This is a genomic window from Acinetobacter sp. 16 (assembly GCF_033439925.1).
In the GTDB taxonomy this organism is placed as follows: domain Bacteria; phylum Pseudomonadota; class Gammaproteobacteria; order Pseudomonadales; family Moraxellaceae; genus Acinetobacter; species Acinetobacter junii.
This window is the reverse complement of record NZ_CP137746.1, coordinates 1,826,855-1,844,002: the sequence shown is the minus strand read 5'-3', so window position 1 is coordinate 1,844,002 and position 17,148 is coordinate 1,826,855. Positions and strand designations below refer to the sequence as shown.

The following is a 17,148-nucleotide window of genomic DNA, read 5'->3' as shown; positions in this document are numbered from 1 at the left end:
CATACTGAATACACTTGACTATCCACGATATAGGCGTTTTTAGTCAAGTGTATTTTTTTATTAAAATCAGAAAAATAAATTAAAATTATATTTTATTAGGACTTACGCACTATTATTTATAGATTCTCTGTGGTAGCAGATGATTTTTATCGAGAATAAAGTCATCAATGAAGTTTTTGATCATTGGTCTAAATAATTTCTTCTGCCAACGATATATATTTTCAAAGATCCGCTCAAAATGGTTCTTTTGTATCTCAACGTAGGCCATCAAGGCTGAAAAAATATGATTCAAAATCAGTTTAGATCGTCTTACTTGAAACTTTTCAATATGACAAACCTGTTTAATCACCCGGTGATATTGCTCTATTTTCCAATGACTTGAATGTAATTCATGAAAACCCTCAAAGGACAATAAATCATCTTCATCTTGATGCACAATATAAAACCTCTGCTGTTCTTTTAACTGAGTCTCTTAAATAATTGTACAAAGCCAAAATCTTTGAGCCAGACTACTTGACCCTGATGGAAATCTGGCAACAAACGCAGTTGAAACCATTGTCCTTTTTCTGGGGAAACCTTACGGTTACAGTCGATACCAAACATAAATCGAATACCATATTTTCTTATGGTTTTTAGATTTCCAGTCGATGAATACCAACTATCACCTGTAATAAATTGAATCTTTGCACCCCAACTGAGTACTTCACTTAACATATCCATAAAGTAATCATTCTTGGTTTTACTTTCAGATTTGTCATAAATTCGGAAATTAATTGGAATATTTTGACCATTTTGATCTGTCGCATACAAGGTAATCAGATTAATACCCTTGACGGATCGGTGGTGTTTGCCTGACCAAAAATAGCTAACTAAGTCCATATGTTGACTATATGGTTTATCTAAAACAGTATCATCAATACTGACTATAAGTTTGTTATTATCAATATGTTGAATTGATTCTTGATATAGGTCGTGAGGTGTGTAATCTTCACGCTCTAGAAAGCGATTTACACTATCATGCGAGATATTATAAGTCTCGGCAAGTTGTGTGCAGCTAATAGAGTTCGGTTCTGTCATGAGAAAGCCCATATAAATGGGTAGAGTACAAGTTGCTGTAGAAGCATGTTTAATTCGTCTGATCACAGATACTTTATAAAGTATTTTAGTACTTTTTTGAATCCGTCAATGCGTAAGTCCTATTTTATTATGAATAGAACTCATAATTTAAGATTATAAAAAATCATTTCATGCATATTTAGATTTTTTGTAGGCTATTGAAATCAAGGGAATAGAATTAGGTACGGAGCGACCAATGAGAACCTATATAAATAGCTTATCGGTTCTATAAGATTTCAACAGAGTTTCTGAACTGTTATGAAAAAATTAATTTTCAAAAAAAAGATATTACAACGCTAAAGAGTAGAACAATGAAACAGCTCGATTTTTCTATTATTGATCCGCACATACACCAATGGGCTCCTTACCATACTCCGCATTCAGCTACTTTATTGGTTAAGACATTGGGGAAATATCCATTGCTTATGGATAAGATTCTTCGCATAGTAAAACCAAAAGCGTTGTTGGACACTCTAGGGCATACGCAACATGTATTAAGCTCTTATTTACCGATACATTATCATCAAGATTTAGATGAGATACAGGTTAAAAGCGTTGTTCATGTCGAAGCCGATTGGCATCATCATAAAGGGTTTGGCGTTGTTGAAGAAACGAGATGGCTAAGCCAGTTAGATTTTTCAAAATATGATTTAAAGCTTGCTGCAATTGTTGCTACGGCAGATCCAAGTCACCGCAAATTCGTCGATATTTTAAAAGCTCATCGAGATGCAAGTCCTTTGTTTAGAGGAATTCGAAAGATGTCTTCTTGGCATGAAGATGACGGCATCTATCGCTGGTCTAAAACACCTCATTTATATCAGTCTAAAAAATTCTTAAAGGGATTTGAGCAACTCGCCAAAATGAATCTGTCTTTTGATGCTTGGGGCTATTCAACTCAATTAAATGAGATCACTGCCTTGGCCAAGCAGTTTCCAGAAACAAGGATCGTGGTAGATCATCTTGCAACACCTGTTAGTTTGTTTGGTGCAGTAGGGAAGAAGACAGGGAAAACGCTGCGCAACGTGATGCAATATTTCAGCAATGGCAAAACGACCTAAGTGCTTTAGCGAAGCAGCAGAATGTGCATGCAAAAATATCAGGGCTTATGATGCCAGTATTGGGACACACATTTTACAAAGAAAATCGGACGGCGACTGTAGATGAAATTATTCAATTATTAACCCCATTGATACAGCATGCGATTCGTGTTTTTGGTACAGATCGAATCATGTTCGCTTCAAACTATCCAATGGATAAACCTAATGCGCGTTTAACCGACTTAATACAGGCTTATATCAAAATGATTGAGCCTTATGGTTCTGAAGCTTTGCAAGCGATTTTTAGACAAAACGCAATCCATTTTTATCAATTAGACATCAACTAAACAAAGAGCTATGCTATGAAAAATTTTAATCAAAAAGTTGCCGCGATTACAGGTGCGGGTTCTGGAATCGGCCAACAACTCGCTATCTTATTGGCACAACAAGGTGCACATTTAGCCCTAAGTGATGTCAACGAGCAAGGCTTAGCTGAAACATTGGAACTTGTTAAATCCTATCCAGTTAAAGTCACGCTTAGCACCTTAAATGTGGTTGATCGCACTGCTGTAGAGGAATGGGCTGCGAATACCGCCCAAGAACATGGAAAAATTAACCTCATTTTTAATAATGCAGGCGTGGCATTGGCAAGCACGGTTGAAGGAATGAGTTATGAGGAAATGGAATGGGTATTTGATATTAATTTTTGGGGTGTTGTACATGGTACCAAAGCATTTTTACCCTATTTAAAACAAAGTGGTGAAGGGCATATTATCAATATTTCCAGTCTATTTGGCTTAACAGCACAACCTACGCAAAGTGCATACAATGCGACTAAATTTGCAGTACGTGGTTTTACCGAATCACTTCGTCAAGAGCTTGACTTACAAGCCAACGGTGTAAGTGCAACTTGTGTCCATCCAGGGGGGATTCGCACCAACATTGCGAATAGCGCACGCATGAGTGATAGTATTCGTGCCTTAGGATTGAATCCTGCAAAAGCCAGTAAAGCTTTTAACAAGGTACTTAAAACCCCACCTGAAGAAGCTGCAAAAGTAATTTTAAATGCGGTTAAAAAAGATCAGCGCCGAGTTTTAATTGGCAATGATGCCAAAATTTTAGATCTAATTCAGCGTGTAGCACCATCACATTATGCGCAAGCATTGAATTTGTTCACCAAAAAGAAAAAGTAAGATTTGAGTTCATCCTCTATTTGATTCACAAAGCTCTAAAGTAAAATGTAATTTAGGGCTTTGTGAATCAATAGTTTATGCTAAATATTGAATGTTAAATTCTCTATAAAACATTCCCAAAGCCAATATACCCATCATGACAGACAGCGTTGTTAATAAAATGGTTTGTACTTTTATATCACTGAGTACTTTCTTTAGATTCAACAAAAAAAAGACATAAAGACCACCAATGATGGCAAGCGTGAAGATGGTAATAGACACTAAAAACCAGCTTTGCTTTTGCAATGACTGCGCGCCGAAGATAGCAGGTACAATCGCAAGATAAAATGAAATGGTTTTAGGATTACTCAAAGTAATTAACAGCCCATCTTTATAGGAAAAAAGCGTGTTTTTGAGATTTTCAGGTGCTTCATTTTCCAAAAGATTACCTTTAAAAAACCAAAACTTATAAGCTAAGTAAAGCAGATACGAACTTGATAGTAGTATCAAATAAAAAACCAAATGTGGACTGAAATGATGAAGAGAAGAAAAAAGAAAAATTGAAATCAATAAAAAAGTGATATCTCCCGTGATGAGACCACATAGCATCATCAGTCCATTTTTATATCCCTGTACTAAAGTCTTAAACATAAGACCAGTCATGCCTGGTCCAGGGAGGATTGCGGCTAATCCTAAAGTTAAAACATAGGTCATTGTCTGTGTGAGATGTTCCATGTCAATTAAAACCCAATGAAATCGGATCTCTATTTTTTAATAAATACATAGGTAAATTTGATCTATATGTTCTAGCAAATATAAAAAATAGGATATAAATAACCCTATATTTAAATTTAATAGAAATTTTATGCCTAAATTAAAAATTGATAAAACTGATGCAAGAATTTTAGAGTTGTTGCAAAAAGACTCAAGAACCACAAATGCTGACTTATCAGAACAGTTAGGTCTTTCAACCTCGCCCTGTTGGCGAAGAGTCAAACATTTAGAAGACACCAAAGTCATCAAAGGATACGGCGTTTTACTTGATCGCAAAAAACTTGGCTTAGGTGTGATGGTGTTTGTCCGTGTATCGATTGATAGTCATAGTGAAAGAGAGGCAAAGAAATTTGAGGAAGAAGTCACTGCTTTAGATTATGTCGTTGCATGTTATAGCATTGGAGGCGATGCAGACTTTTTGTTGCAAGTCGTATCACCAGATCTCGATACCTATGCTGAATTTTCAATGACGACCATTCGAAGATTGCCCGGAATCAAAGAAATGCAAAGTATGTTTGTGCTGAAGGAAATAAAGCCCTTTTTATGTTTTCCAGTAAAGCCTCAGAAATAAACACTAGTGCACTGATTTTGATTGATCACAGTGCATAAAAATAAAAATGCCTTGTTTTGAGTCAAAAAAGTATGACGAAATCAAAAAAACGTATTACTAAACTGGCATGCCATTTGCTTTATTAGTTCCATCATAAAGTGATCTAGGGTTCCGATAGCCAACGGATAAAAGTTGACTATGACTGAGACCGAGAGTTCACGGTTCGCAAGAACTACACGGAGGGATAAAAGCCCGGGAGGTTGGACTTAAACCTTATAAGAGGTCATGCGAATGGGCGAATATCATAATAATCAGAGTCTTTGGACTGAAAAACTACCAGGTGGCCATCATTGGTCTGGACGAGTTCAGAAAGGGAGCGTTCTTCAGTATAAAGCTCTGGCTTCAAACGCCAATGTTTCACTGTTTTGTGTGAATGCTGAAGATAAACTCGAACGTTACAACATGCCAGACACCTTAAAAGGACAACATACTGCATTTTTAACGACGGGCAATGTTTTATATTCAGATTTAGGGCGTGTCATGGCATCTATAGTTAAAGATGACCATGGTTGGAATGATACTTTCTGTGGGGCGAGTCGTCCTGAGCAAATCAGCAAACAATTTGGTCAACGTCGTTTTCAAGATGCACGAAATGAAATGTACCAAAACGGTGTCGATGGCTTATTGGTAGAGATGGCGAAATTTTCACTGTCACAAACTGATTTAAGTGCAACCGTAAACCTTTTCTCAAAAGTGAGTCCCAATGATCAAGGTGCTCTAAGCTATACCCAATCAGACAATACCAGCCAAATCATTGAATTACGTTTTGAAATGGATTGTCTGGTTTTCCTTTCTGCTGCTCCACATGGTTTAGATAACAGATCGCTCTATCAACCAAGCGATATTCAATTGTCTTTGTATAAAGCCAACTCTTTAGCCGACCATGATATTTGTCGTGATGCCTGTTCACAAAATCAACGTGCTTTTCAAAACAACGCACGTTACTACGCATTGAGTTCAGCATATTAAGCTATAGGAGAAGCATCATGACGGTTTTACATACTTTTGAAAAAGCTACATTAAGTGAAGTTTGTCCTGCGGGTGAAGCATGGATGTGCGAAGTCAAAAAAGGTCAATACTTTCGGATTATCGATTTAGAGGGCAACCAAGCTGTTGATACGTTGTTTATCTCAGCAGAAAATCCTGAAGAGCGTTATAGCGCTACAGATACGCTTGCCATGAATCAATATATCTATTTAGAAAAAGGCACACCTTTATACAGTAACTTTGGACGGTTAATTGCAGTCATTCATGATGATAACTGTGGTCGTCATGATACGTTAGGTGGCGCATGTTCTTGCGAAAGTAATACTGTGCGCTATGCACATGAAACTTATCCTATGCATAGTTGCCGTAACAACTTCATGTATGCCTTAGCTAAACATCCCATCGCGAAAAAGCACAATTTGAATGTGCGTCACATTGGTCCAAATATCAATTTCTTTATGAATGTTCCTGTTACATCTGATGGACATTTGAAATTTGATGATGGTATTTCTGCACCGGGTAAATTTGTCGAGATTAAAGCAGAAATGGATTTAATCGTACTGATCTCTAATTGCCCGCAACTGAATAATCCATGTAATGCCTATAACCCGACACCGATCCAATTAGTGATTCGTGATGGAGAGGAGGCTTAGTCTATGTTTAATAAAGTTTTAATTGCCAATCGTGGGGCGATTGCATGTCGTGTTATTCGAACACTAAAAAAATTAGGTGTCCAATCCATTGCTGTCTACTCTGAGGCAGACCGAGATTCATTGCATGTGACTTTAGCAGATGAAGCGATTTATATCGGTGATGCACCCGCGAGTCAGAGTTACCTCAATGTTGATAAAATTTTAGAAGTCGCCAAACAAACAGGTGCGAATGCCATTCATCCGGGTTACGGTTTTCTATCTGAAAATGCTGATTTTTGTGATTTGTGTGAATCACAAGGAATTGCATTTATCGGCCCAAACTCAGCTCAAATGCGTGCATTTGGCTTGAAACATACCGCTAGAGAGCTTGCAATCGAAGCAAATGTGCCACTATTGCCGGGTAGCCAACTTTTGGCTGATGAAGCAGAGGCATTGGTTGAAGCAGAGCGCATTGGTTATCCTGTGATGCTAAAAAGTACCGCAGGCGGTGGTGGTATCGGCATGCGCTTGGTATGGAATGCTGATGAACTAAAAGATGCTTTCGCAACAGTTTCTTATCTTGCGCAGGCAAACTTTAAAGATGCAGGACTGTATTTAGAAAAATTTGTACAGAATGCTCGCCATATCGAGGTGCAAATATTTGGTGATGGTCAAGGACAAGTTTTAGCGTTAGGTGAGCGAGATTGTTCTGTTCAACGTCGCAATCAAAAAGTTATTGAGGAAACCCCAGCACCACATTTAAATGATCAACAACGTTCATATATTCAGACTGTTGCAATTCAACTCATGCAATCCGTGAATTATCGTTCAGCGGGTACTGTTGAATTTGTGATGGATACGGACACGCAAGACTTTTACTTTTTGGAAGTAAATACCCGCCTACAAGTTGAACATGGTGTCACAGAACAAGTATACAGCGTGGATTTGGTAGAATGGATGGTCACACTTGCGAGTGGCGACTGGACAGCACCAACACAATCTTTGAAATCAGTAGGGCATTCGATACAAGTTCGTTTGTATGCAGAAGACCCGATCAAAAACTTCCAACCGAGTGCAGGTTTACTGACCTTTGTTGAATTTGATGATCAAGCACGTAATGAAACATGGGTAGAAACTGGCTCGACTGTTTCCTCATTTTACGATCCTATGATTGCTAAAATTATCGTCACGGCAAATGATCGCGATGCGGCTATTCAAGCAATGAATCATAGCTTAGCCAAAACTCAGGTGGCAGGTATCGAAACCAATCTTGAATATTTACAGAATATTATTGATTGTGAAGTGTTTAAAGCAGGTACTCAAACCACTCGTTTCCTCAATACTTTTGAGTGGAAAACTCAAAAAATCGAAGTATTGCAAGCTGGCATTCAAACTTCCATACAAGATGTTACTGGGCGTTTAGGTTACTGGGATGTGGGTGTACCACCGTCTGGAGCGATTGACCCTTTATCTTTAAACGTGGCAAACCAACTACTTGGCAATGCATCCAATAGTGCAGGTTTAGAATGTACATTGCATGGACCTACTTTAAAGTTTCACTGTGATAGCCAAATCGTGCTTGCAGGTGGTGACATGCCGTCAACCTTAGATGGTGTGCACATTCCAATGTGGCAAACGGTGAATGTCAAGAAAGGGCAAATCCTTAAATGCGGTAAAATCATCACAGGATGTAGAACTTATATTGGCATCAAAGGTGGTTTGAATGTTCCTGAATACTTGGGTTCACAAGCGACTTTTACCTTAGGTCAATTTGGTGGTCACGCAGGACGTAATTTGCTAATTGGTGATATGTTGCCAATCACTTCTTTTAGTTCAGACCAACAAACAAGTTTAAATGCAGAACTAGTCCCGACATTCTCAAACAGTTGGGAAATTGCAGTGATGTATGGTCCGCATGGTGCGCCTGATTTTTTCACCAAACAAGATATTGATGCCTTCTTTGAACATTCCTTCGAAGTACATTTCAATTCAAGCCGTACAGGAATTCGATTGATCGGACCAAAGCCAGAATGGGCGCGTGAAGATGGTGGTGAAGCAGGTTTACATCCTTCCAATATTCATGACAATGCCTACGCTATTGGAGCAATCGACTTTACTGGAGACATGCCAATCATTTTAGGTCCTGATGGTCCGAGTCTTGGTGGTTTTGTTTGCCCAGCGGTCGTTGTTCATTCTGAACTTTGGAAATTAGGTCAATTAAAAGCAGGAGACAAAGTCAAATTTGTTCCTATTCGATATGAACAAGCAGCCGAATTAAATCAAACCTATCATCATATGCTTAGTACTGAGCATCTTAATGATGTGCAATTTGGTCAAAGCTTTTATGCTGAGTTTGATAGCTTAAATGATGCTGTATTAGATCGTTTAGATGGTCAAGATCATACTCCAAATGTAGTGTATCGCCCCGCTGGTAATAACTACATGTTGGTTGAGTATGGTGAATTGGTTTTAGACCTGAATTTGAGATTCCGCATACATGCATTAATGCAGTGGGTTAAAGATCAAAACATCATAGGTATCATTGATCTAACACCGGGAATACGTTCACTTCAAATTCATTATGACTCACTCAAACTGGATCAACAGAATTTATTGAACCTACTCAAACAAGCAGAAACAGAATTGCCTGATGTGACTGAAATGCAAGTTCCTTCACGTACTGTCTATTTACCTTTGGCTTGGGAAGATTCACAAACGCAGTTGGCAACTGATCGTTATATGCAAACGGTGCGTCCTGATGCACCGTGGTGTCCAGACAATATCGAATTTATCCGTCGCATTAATGGTCTAAAAGATAAGCAAGCCGTAAAAGACGTGGTATATAACGCAAATTATTTGGTGATGGGCTTAGGTGATGTATATCTAGGTGCACCAGTTGCAACACCGCTTGATCCACGTCAACGACTCGTAACGACTAAATATAATCCTGCACGAACTTGGACACCTGAAAATGCTGTTGGAATCGGCGGTGCTTATATGTGTGTCTATGGAATGGAAGGACCGGGTGGCTATCAATTTGTGGGTAGAACGACTCAAATGTGGTCTCGCTATCGTAGAAATGCAGACTTTGAGCAAGGTAAACCGTGGTTATTGCGCTTCTTTGATCAGATTAAATTCTATGAAGTTTCTGAAACAGAACTCATGCAGATGCGTGAGGATTTTAAGGCAGGACGACTCAAACTCAGAATTGAGGAAGGTGTTTTAAACCTCAAAGAATATAATCAATTCTTATCAGACAATGCTGAAACCATTTCAAGTTTTAAAGCAACTCAACAAGCTAACTTTGATGCTGAACGTCGTCGTTGGCATGAGGCAGGTCTTGCAGAATATGTCTCAGAGAGTTTGGATGCTGTTGATGAGGGTGAAACCGTCATCATTCCTGATGGTGGTTGTGCAGTTGAATCACATATGCCGGGTTCGATTTGGAAAATTGAATGTCAATCTGGCGATATTGTCGAGGAAGGAGCAACGCTAGCAGTCATTGAAGCCATGAAAATTGAAATCCCGATTGTTGCGCCCGAACGCATGAAAGTTGAAAGCATTACGATCGAAAAAGGACAAACTGTTAAAACAGGGCAGGTGTTATTTACACTAGCGCCAGTGGCTTAATGAGATTGAAATAAAAAAGACCGCTTAAGCGGTCTTTTTAAATTTAAGAATTACATTTTTGAATGTGTTTATATTCGACGGCTTTTTTTCTTAAATGCTCTTGTTCCACACAAAATAAGAGTTGACCCAACCTGAGTAAAATATAGCCACACTTTGATGCATTCAGCGTAACTAAATGGTGCGAGTTGATACATTTTTTAGGCATTTTTAAGATTGGGAAATCAGCTTCATACTTGCTTTCAATACTTATGTAGCTTATTTATCTTACGTTTTGATCGAATGCAAACTATCTAATATTTTGGCATGCTTTCTGCTTTTATTTATATACAGCATAAATAGAGGAGAGCAACCAACTTGATCACTAAATCACAAACATCGGTTCATTCCAACATGTATAAAAAGAATAACCAGAACATGAGTAATAACAACGGAATAAACTGATGCCATACAGTACTTTAAACAAGCCCCACCTCAGCGTAGTGGGGCTTTTTTTATTATTTAATTTAACTTTATTCAACAAATCTCAATCACTAAAAATTGGCACATATCCTGCATTCTAAACAAGTAATACAAAAACTAATTTTAGTAATACCCTTGTAGGAGCTGCGATATGAGTGAAGTCAAAACTAACGCTGTAGAAAGACATCCTATTAAGAAATTTCTAGTCGAATTATTTAGTGCTAGGGCAGGTTTGTATATCAAACAAAATCACCAAGAACGCAAAATAAAGGTATGAGACTGTGGCCAAGCAAAAGTTAGCTCGAATCAGTATTACTGTGCCCGAAACCACATTGAATGCACTTGATCAAAAAATTGTAGATCAACATTACGAAAGTCGTTCACAAGCAATCTTGGACATGATCAATCGGCACTTAATCGATGATCTAGCTAAAAACGATGAGGTTATGGTTGGCACTTTGACATTGTTGTATGACGTGAGTTTAAAACCACTTCGAACACAACTTGTTGACCTTCAGCAACAACACTTAGCTCAGGTAATTAGTTCATTACATATTCAATTGGATGATGACAAGGTTCTACAAGTCATGTTGATGCAAGGTGTCAGTAGTGATTTGAAAGCCATTACTCAGCAGTTCATTGCATTAAAAGGGGTAATTAAAGGGCATTTGGAATTGATGGATGCCGTCATGCCGCCAATTGCACAAAACACTTAGACACATAAGCATTCATAGTGACAAAAAGTTCTAAATATCAAAGCATAATAGGAGCAAGCATAAGATGATCAAAAAAACTCTGATTTCAGCATCTGTGCTGACAGCGATTTTTTTAGGGGGCTGTGACAACACAGCAAAACTACCAGAATCAAAGGCAAAAACTGAAGGCAGTACTAATAGTAAGCCAATTACAATTGGCTATAGTGATTGGCCAGGTTGGGTGGCATGGCAAGTTGCTATTGAAAAGGGATGGTTTAAAGAAGCGGGGGTAAATGTCGAATTCAAATGGTTCGATTATTCTGCATCAATCAATGCATTTTCTGCCAATCAGCTCGATGCTGTTTCTGTATCCAATGGTGATAACTTGGTGATCGCTTCAGGAGGCACCAAAGGCATCATGATTTTGGCAACTGATTATTCCGCAGGAAATGATGTCATTATTGCCAAAAGTGGAATTAATAATATTGCTGATTTGAAAGGTAAAAAAATTGCAGTTGAGAAAGGATTGGTTGATCATCATTTACTCAATACAGCTTTAGATGATGCCAAAGTAGCAAACTCTGAAGTGACATTAGTGAATGCAGTCACCAATGAATTACCTCAAGTGTTTGCAAGTCCTGATGTGTCAGCAATTGCAGTTTGGCAACCTGTAGCCAATCAAGCATTAAAAGCGGTTGCTGGTTCTAAAATCATCTACTCATCCAAAGATAAGCCGGGACTGATTTATGATACTTTGACCGTCAATATGACACACCTTGCTGCAAATAAGGAAGATTGGAAAAAAATCATTCAGGTATGGGATAAAACTGTTAAATATATCAATGATCCAGCAACACGAGACGATGCTGTAGCAATCATGGCAAAACGAGTCGGTTTAGATTCTGCTCAGTATGCTCAATTTATTGACGGAACTCATTTACTTGATCTGCAAGCAAATAAGAAGGTATTTACCAAGTCCAACAGCTTTGACTCTATCTATGGCTCAAGTTATCACGTCAACGAATTTAATTTTAAAAATGGAGTCTACACCACTAAAGTGGATGTTGATGGCGTGATATTCCCAACGCTTATTGAAGAGGTGAAATAGTTTTAATATATTGAGTAATAATACTTTTAAATTTAATCATTAGCTCTTAAAAATCTCCCTTTCATGAGGGAGTTTTTTTATCTATCAGATATATCAATGAATACTTCAATATAAAAAACCCACTCTTATAAGTGGGCTGTAAATTTTTTACTTTATTGACGTATCGGCGTTTCAATCTTCGCTTACCTTAGTCATACGAGGAATCAACGGCAAATCCTCAAGTGCTGGATCGAGTTGATCTTCATCGGCATGAACGAGTTGATCCACACGTTGACGCAATGCTTTAAATTCAGGGCAAAGCATTTGATCTGGATGACGTGGGCGAGGTAAATCTACTTCGATAATTTCTTTTATTTCACCAGGATTGGCTTTCAGTGCGACGATACGGTCAGCAAGTAAGATCGCTTCATCCATATCATGAGTGACAAAAATAATGGTGATATCAATATTTTGCCATAAATCCATCAAGTGCCGTTGCATCTTCTGACGGGTATGTGGATCAAGTGCACCAAATGGTTCATCCATCAATAAAATTTTGGGTTCATTCACCAATGCTCTAGCAATCGCAACACGCTGTTTCATTCCACCAGAGAGTTGATGAGGATACTGATTTTCATATTTTTCTAAGCCGATAATATTAATCCATTCCCGTGCTTGAGCCTCGGCCGTACTATCACTTTGTCCCTTCATTTTTGGGCCGAACATCACGTTTTCTTTGACTGTTTTCCACGGAAACAGTGTATATCCTTGAAACACCATACCGCGCTCAGGACTAGGACCCATGATCGGTTGTCCATCAATCAAAATCTCTCCACCCGAATAAGAATCAAGTCCAGCGACAATCCGACTGAATGTTGACTTTCCACAGCCAGAAGGACCGATCACACAAATAAACTCACGTTTATGAATCTTTAAATCAATTTGGTTTAAAACAGTTCGTTCAGTTTTACCGTGTTTGAAGCTTTGCGTGAGTTGTTTTGCTTCTAAGATGACAGCACGCTCATAAATATGATCAAAATATTCACGAGCATTGAAATGGGTATTTGTCATTAGTGTGCTCCTGATTTCCATTTTAAAAAGCTGCTGCCCAAGTTTCATTAAAATGACATCACAAATCAGACCAATCACACCAATGATGAGAATGGCTGCATAAACATTGTCAAAATTTTGGTAACGTGCTTGTTGGGTAATAAACCACGTAATACCTGATGTGCTCCCAATCAATTCAGCAACGATCAAGTAAGTCCACGCCCAGCCTAATAAAACTCTCAAATCTCGATAAATCTCAGGCAAAGCAGCAGGAATCACCACATGAATTAAGCTTTTGGTTTTGTTCGTTCCAAGTGTAAAACCCGCTTCAATTAAACTGCGATCAACTAATCGAGTTGTATTGGCAATAATTAAAATCTGTTGAAATAACGTACCTATGATAATAATGGCTATTTTTGGTGCATCGTTGATACCTAATATGGCAACTGCCAAAGCACCAAAAGCAGGGGCTGGTAGATAACGAAAAAACTCAACAAAGGGTTCGGTAAGTTGAGAAATTGTTCTAGAAAAACCACACAAAATACCTAAGGGCACCCCGACCAAAGAAGAAATAAAAAAGGCGGTAAATACGAGTTTAATACTCTGCCAAAGACTTTCATGAAACCACGGATCATTAGCTTGCGCGGGTGGTGTTGTAAAAGCGGTTACTAATGCAATAGCAACTTCATGCGGTGCTGGCAAATAGATAGGATTAACAAGAACACCTTGTGGCGGTGTGTTGCCTTGGTCTAAAGCACTTTGTGCTTCGGTATAGAAAATATCTTTAGCAATTCGACTATCGACCTGTAAATAGGTCACGCTGCCAGAATCTGTAATCTTTACTTGTGGATGCCAAATAAATGGAAAGTAACTCACAGCACACCACAGTAAAATCGGTATTAGAAATGACCCGAAACCAAATAACATTTTGCTTTTTTGGCTGAGCTCGCGTGCAACGTAACTCATATCTACTGCCTCTTAATATTACAATTTTTATAAAACGTAATACTGTTTAAGCAAAATAGATGCCAAGCAGGCTTATTTTCAGTTTGAGACTGAAGTTAGAGCAGAATAAATCTGTTTTATAATAAAAAATGGCTGATTTTGATAAGTATTGGCTGAAAATAAAACAAAAAACTTGTTTGAATGCCCATTATCACTTTTTGCGCGGACTGAAACGATGACGGATAGTTCAAATCCATTATTTCCAATGAAAAATAAAACTGTTTGGCGTAATTGGATATTAAAGTTCCTCGTAATTTTTGTTGCATCTTTATTAAGTCTATACGCTATTTTTGCAATTGATATGGGACGGGTAAATATTGCACCAGCAATCTTTGGTTCAGAACAAATTTTAGAGCAACGTCACCAAACCAACAAAGCTGCTAATACTGATCATTCTGATGATCCTGCATTGAATCAAGCTTGGCAACACTCTGGGGTATAGTTATATGCAATGAGTAAAGTTACATCTGATCAACACTCGTATGGTACAGATAGTTATTTTACCTATTCGATGTACCATTATGCAGAAATGCCAATAAAGAACATGGTCTTACTGTCATTTCATAATGTAATGGGAGGAATCTGTATGCTGTTTGGTGCCTTACAGTTTTGGCCAGCCTTTCGACATAGATATCCACGTTGGCATCGAGGCTTTGGTGCTTTATACATGGTGACTGCACAGCTTGCGATGATTGCAGCTGCAATTTATCTCACGATTACACCTGTTCAGACCATTTACGATTCGTTTTCATTTTATGTAGGTCTATGGATTTTAGTAATCATTGTAACTATTAGTTTATGGTTATCTATTTATCATTTAAAACGCAAAGAATACGCGCAACATCAAGCTTACATGGCGATTAATTTCGGCGCTTTGTTAACTGCACCAATCCTGCGCTATAACTGGGTTTTAGGAGGTATATTATTTCCTGATGTAAGCTTTAATACTTCAAATTATTGGGGCGCGGGGATTTTATTACCGCAGTGTTTTGTTATGGGGTACTTATTGTTGTGTTTATCTCGTAGCTTTCAAAAAGATCGACCATTTAGTTTGGTAGCAGCTCAACAAATCATTTCAAAAACTCAATATCTTATTGTGAGTGGACTAATTGGCATAATGCTCCTGTGTTTATTAACCAATATCTATTATTTGTCTATCACAACAGATCTTTCATTATTTTCAAATGCTGAACGATACATACCTTTAGGTCTTATCGAGGTCTACAATCAAGCTGTTTTGCAACACCAAGGATTACGTTATTGGTTTATAGCCGCATCTATCGGCTTAATTGGCGTTGGTATTTGCTTTATCAATGCGAGTTTCTTGAAAATTGAAGTAAATCATAGTCGTGTAAGATTACTTGCAGTTTGGCTAATACTATTTGGACTAATTCTTGGAACTATCTTAATGATCTGGGCTAAGTATATGGGAGCACCAAGTATCACGACGCTTAGTGGTGGTACGCATATGGGGTTATTTGCTGTCCTAAACTTTTTATTTGTAGCACTATTGGCGTATGCTGTGATTCAGAATAAGCCTTATTTGATACGTGAATGGGGATTATTCCTCATATTGTGTAGTGTCAGTCTGCCAATGTCATATCTCATCTTACACTTTTTAATGTTGCTTCCAATTCCTGAGATATTTATTCAGCAAGGGCATGTCTATCGTTTAGCCGCAGATGCAGGTCCTATTTTGCTAGTTTTTGGATTGTTTTACGCTGCTTATAGTCAAGCGACATTAAGTAAGTTTGCTCGTTAATCATTTGGATAAAGAGTAGGGAACAATGGCTTATACACCTCTTAGCAACTTACATTTTCCAATCCAATATATTGAAGTTTGCGACAACCTAATCAGGGCTAAAGGAGGTGATTTAGCCTTGTTTCATACACAATGTGGATTAAATACATCTGACTTACTTGACCCATTATTGATGATCAATGGTGAGCAATTACTTCGAGCGTATAGTCTAGTTCAAGAGTATTGTACTGATGATCGTCCAGAATCATTACAAGTTCTTGAGCATTTCCCACTCACGTCACATGGGATGTTAGGCATGTTAGCTTTGGCAGCACGCTCAATAGGCGAAGCTTTACAAGCTGCTTTGGAGTTTTTCCCATTGATGATGCCTGCATTTAAAGTTCATAAATCAAACCAAAACGAGCATGTTTATTTGTCTTTTGAACGAGTATGTGATTTTGGTGAGCAAAATAGATTCTTCACAGAGTTAGTGATGATGGTTCTTTATAAAATAGAACCATTTACTTTACATCCTTTAAAGAACATTGTGATTGAGTTTGAACATCCAATTAGTGATGCTTATCAAGCATTTATTAAAGAAATCAACGCTGAATTCATTATTCATGATTCAAGCCATAGAAATGTACTTTATTTTCCGCAAGAAAATTTAGATATTCCTTTGATTACCCAAAGCCCAACCATGTTTCAGCTTTTACAAGACAACTTAAGACAAAGAATGCAGATGTCTCAGCAGTTAAAACCTGTTTCTATGCAAGTGAAACGTCTGATTGAACTCTTATTGGATGAGAATCGATTAATAAATGCGGAAGTCATAGCCAATCATTTGCATCTATCAAGCCGAACTCTAACAAGGCGTTTGGCAAATGAGGGGAATAATCTCGCTCAACTACATCGTGAGGTTGCAGTTGAATATGCAGGATGGTTATTAATAAATTCCACAAAAACCATCGCCCAAGTGGCACAAAAATCAGGATTTAGTAATGAATCTAATTTTTCCAGAGCCTTCAAGAGTGTAATGGGCTACACACCTAGAGAACATAGAGAAAAACAAAATAAAATTTGATGAAATAAAAGGAAGATGATCAGTTCATATCAGATTTTAAATAAAAAAGGCTGAACATTAAAATGCCAG

Annotated in this window: 12 protein-coding genes, 3 pseudogenes and 1 riboswitch; of the genes and pseudogenes, 11 read left to right on the top strand and 4 right to left on the bottom strand. The window is 37.9% G+C overall.

Annotated elements, in window-relative coordinates:
* Positions 1-112 precede the first annotated feature (112 nt).
* Positions 113-1,143, bottom strand: a pseudogene (locus R2H34_RS09025) (transposase).
* A 284-nt stretch (positions 1,144-1,427) separates the two neighbouring features.
* On the opposite strand from R2H34_RS09025, the pseudogene R2H34_RS09020 reads away from it, so the two are divergent.
* A pseudogene (locus R2H34_RS09020) lies at positions 1,428-2,500 on the top strand (amidohydrolase family protein).
* A gap of 15 nt (positions 2,501-2,515) precedes the next feature.
* Complete coding sequence (locus R2H34_RS09015) at positions 2,516-3,346, top strand: SDR family NAD(P)-dependent oxidoreductase (protein ID WP_004961928.1); 831 nt, start codon at positions 2,516-2,518, stop codon at positions 3,344-3,346.
* 75 nt (positions 3,347-3,421) lie between these two features.
* On the opposite strand, the gene R2H34_RS09010 is transcribed toward R2H34_RS09015, so the two are convergent.
* Positions 3,422-4,060 carry a LysE family translocator gene (locus tag R2H34_RS09010; RefSeq protein WP_004961925.1) on the bottom strand — a complete coding sequence of 213 codons (639 nt, stop codon included), beginning with the start codon at positions 4,058-4,060 and terminating at the stop codon, positions 3,422-3,424.
* A 130-nt stretch (positions 4,061-4,190) separates the two neighbouring features.
* On the opposite strand from R2H34_RS09010, the gene R2H34_RS09005 reads away from it, so the two are divergent.
* The 6 genes from R2H34_RS09005 (at position 4,191) to R2H34_RS08980 (ending at position 12,220) form a co-directional block, all read left to right on the top strand.
* Positions 4,191-4,670: an Lrp/AsnC family transcriptional regulator gene (locus R2H34_RS09005; protein ID WP_004961922.1), complete on the top strand. Its 480-nt coding sequence runs from the start codon at positions 4,191-4,193 to the stop codon at positions 4,668-4,670.
* A 131-nt stretch (positions 4,671-4,801) separates the two neighbouring features.
* Positions 4,802-4,910, top strand: a riboswitch (guanidine-I (ykkC/yxkD leader).
* A gap of 24 nt (positions 4,911-4,934) precedes the next feature.
* Complete coding sequence (locus tag R2H34_RS09000) at positions 4,935-5,678, top strand: urea amidolyase associated protein UAAP1 (protein WP_412176802.1); 744 nt, start codon at positions 4,935-4,937, stop codon at positions 5,676-5,678.
* Between the two features lie 17 nt (positions 5,679-5,695).
* Positions 5,696-6,349: an urea amidolyase associated protein UAAP2 gene (locus tag R2H34_RS08995; protein WP_004961917.1), complete on the top strand. Its 654-nt coding sequence runs from the start codon at positions 5,696-5,698 to the stop codon at positions 6,347-6,349.
* Positions 6,350-6,352: 3 nt separating this feature from the next.
* The gene (gene uca, locus R2H34_RS08990; RefSeq protein WP_004961915.1) at positions 6,353-9,958 is read left to right on the top strand and encodes an urea carboxylase; all 3,606 of its coding nucleotides are present in this window, start codon (positions 6,353-6,355) and stop codon (positions 9,956-9,958) included.
* 740 nt (positions 9,959-10,698) lie between these two features.
* Positions 10,699-11,133, top strand: a complete 435-nt coding sequence (locus R2H34_RS08985; RefSeq protein ID WP_004961909.1) for a CopG family ribbon-helix-helix protein — start codon at positions 10,699-10,701, stop codon at positions 11,131-11,133.
* Between the two features lie 64 nt (positions 11,134-11,197).
* Positions 11,198-12,220, top strand: coding sequence for an ABC transporter substrate-binding protein (locus tag R2H34_RS08980; RefSeq protein ID WP_004961905.1), 1,023 nt, complete (start codon positions 11,198-11,200; stop codon positions 12,218-12,220).
* Between the two features lie 171 nt (positions 12,221-12,391).
* On the opposite strand, the gene R2H34_RS08975 is transcribed toward R2H34_RS08980, so the two are convergent.
* Positions 12,392-13,270, bottom strand: coding sequence for an ABC transporter ATP-binding protein (locus tag R2H34_RS08975; RefSeq protein ID WP_004639185.1), 879 nt, complete (start codon positions 13,268-13,270; stop codon positions 12,392-12,394).
* Positions 13,270-14,215: pseudogene (locus tag R2H34_RS08970) on the bottom strand (ABC transporter permease). The gene R2H34_RS08975 and the pseudogene R2H34_RS08970 overlap by 1 nt, the downstream one beginning before the upstream one ends.
* Before the next feature lie 214 nt (positions 14,216-14,429).
* Here R2H34_RS08970 and R2H34_RS08965 point away from each other — a divergent pair.
* Genes R2H34_RS08965 through R2H34_RS08955 form a run of 3 tightly spaced genes read left to right on the top strand, consistent with a single transcriptional unit; the run spans position 14,430 to position 17,079 of the window.
* Positions 14,430-14,696, top strand: coding sequence for a hypothetical protein (locus tag R2H34_RS08965; RefSeq protein WP_228144191.1), 267 nt, complete (start codon positions 14,430-14,432; stop codon positions 14,694-14,696).
* A gap of 9 nt (positions 14,697-14,705) precedes the next feature.
* Positions 14,706-16,016: a DUF2306 domain-containing protein gene (locus R2H34_RS08960; RefSeq protein WP_228128836.1), complete on the top strand. Its 1,311-nt coding sequence runs from the start codon at positions 14,706-14,708 to the stop codon at positions 16,014-16,016.
* 25 nt (positions 16,017-16,041) lie between these two features.
* Positions 16,042-17,079, top strand: coding sequence for an AraC family transcriptional regulator (locus tag R2H34_RS08955; protein ID WP_004961892.1), 1,038 nt, complete (start codon positions 16,042-16,044; stop codon positions 17,077-17,079).
* The last annotated feature ends 69 nt before the right edge of the window (positions 17,080-17,148 follow it).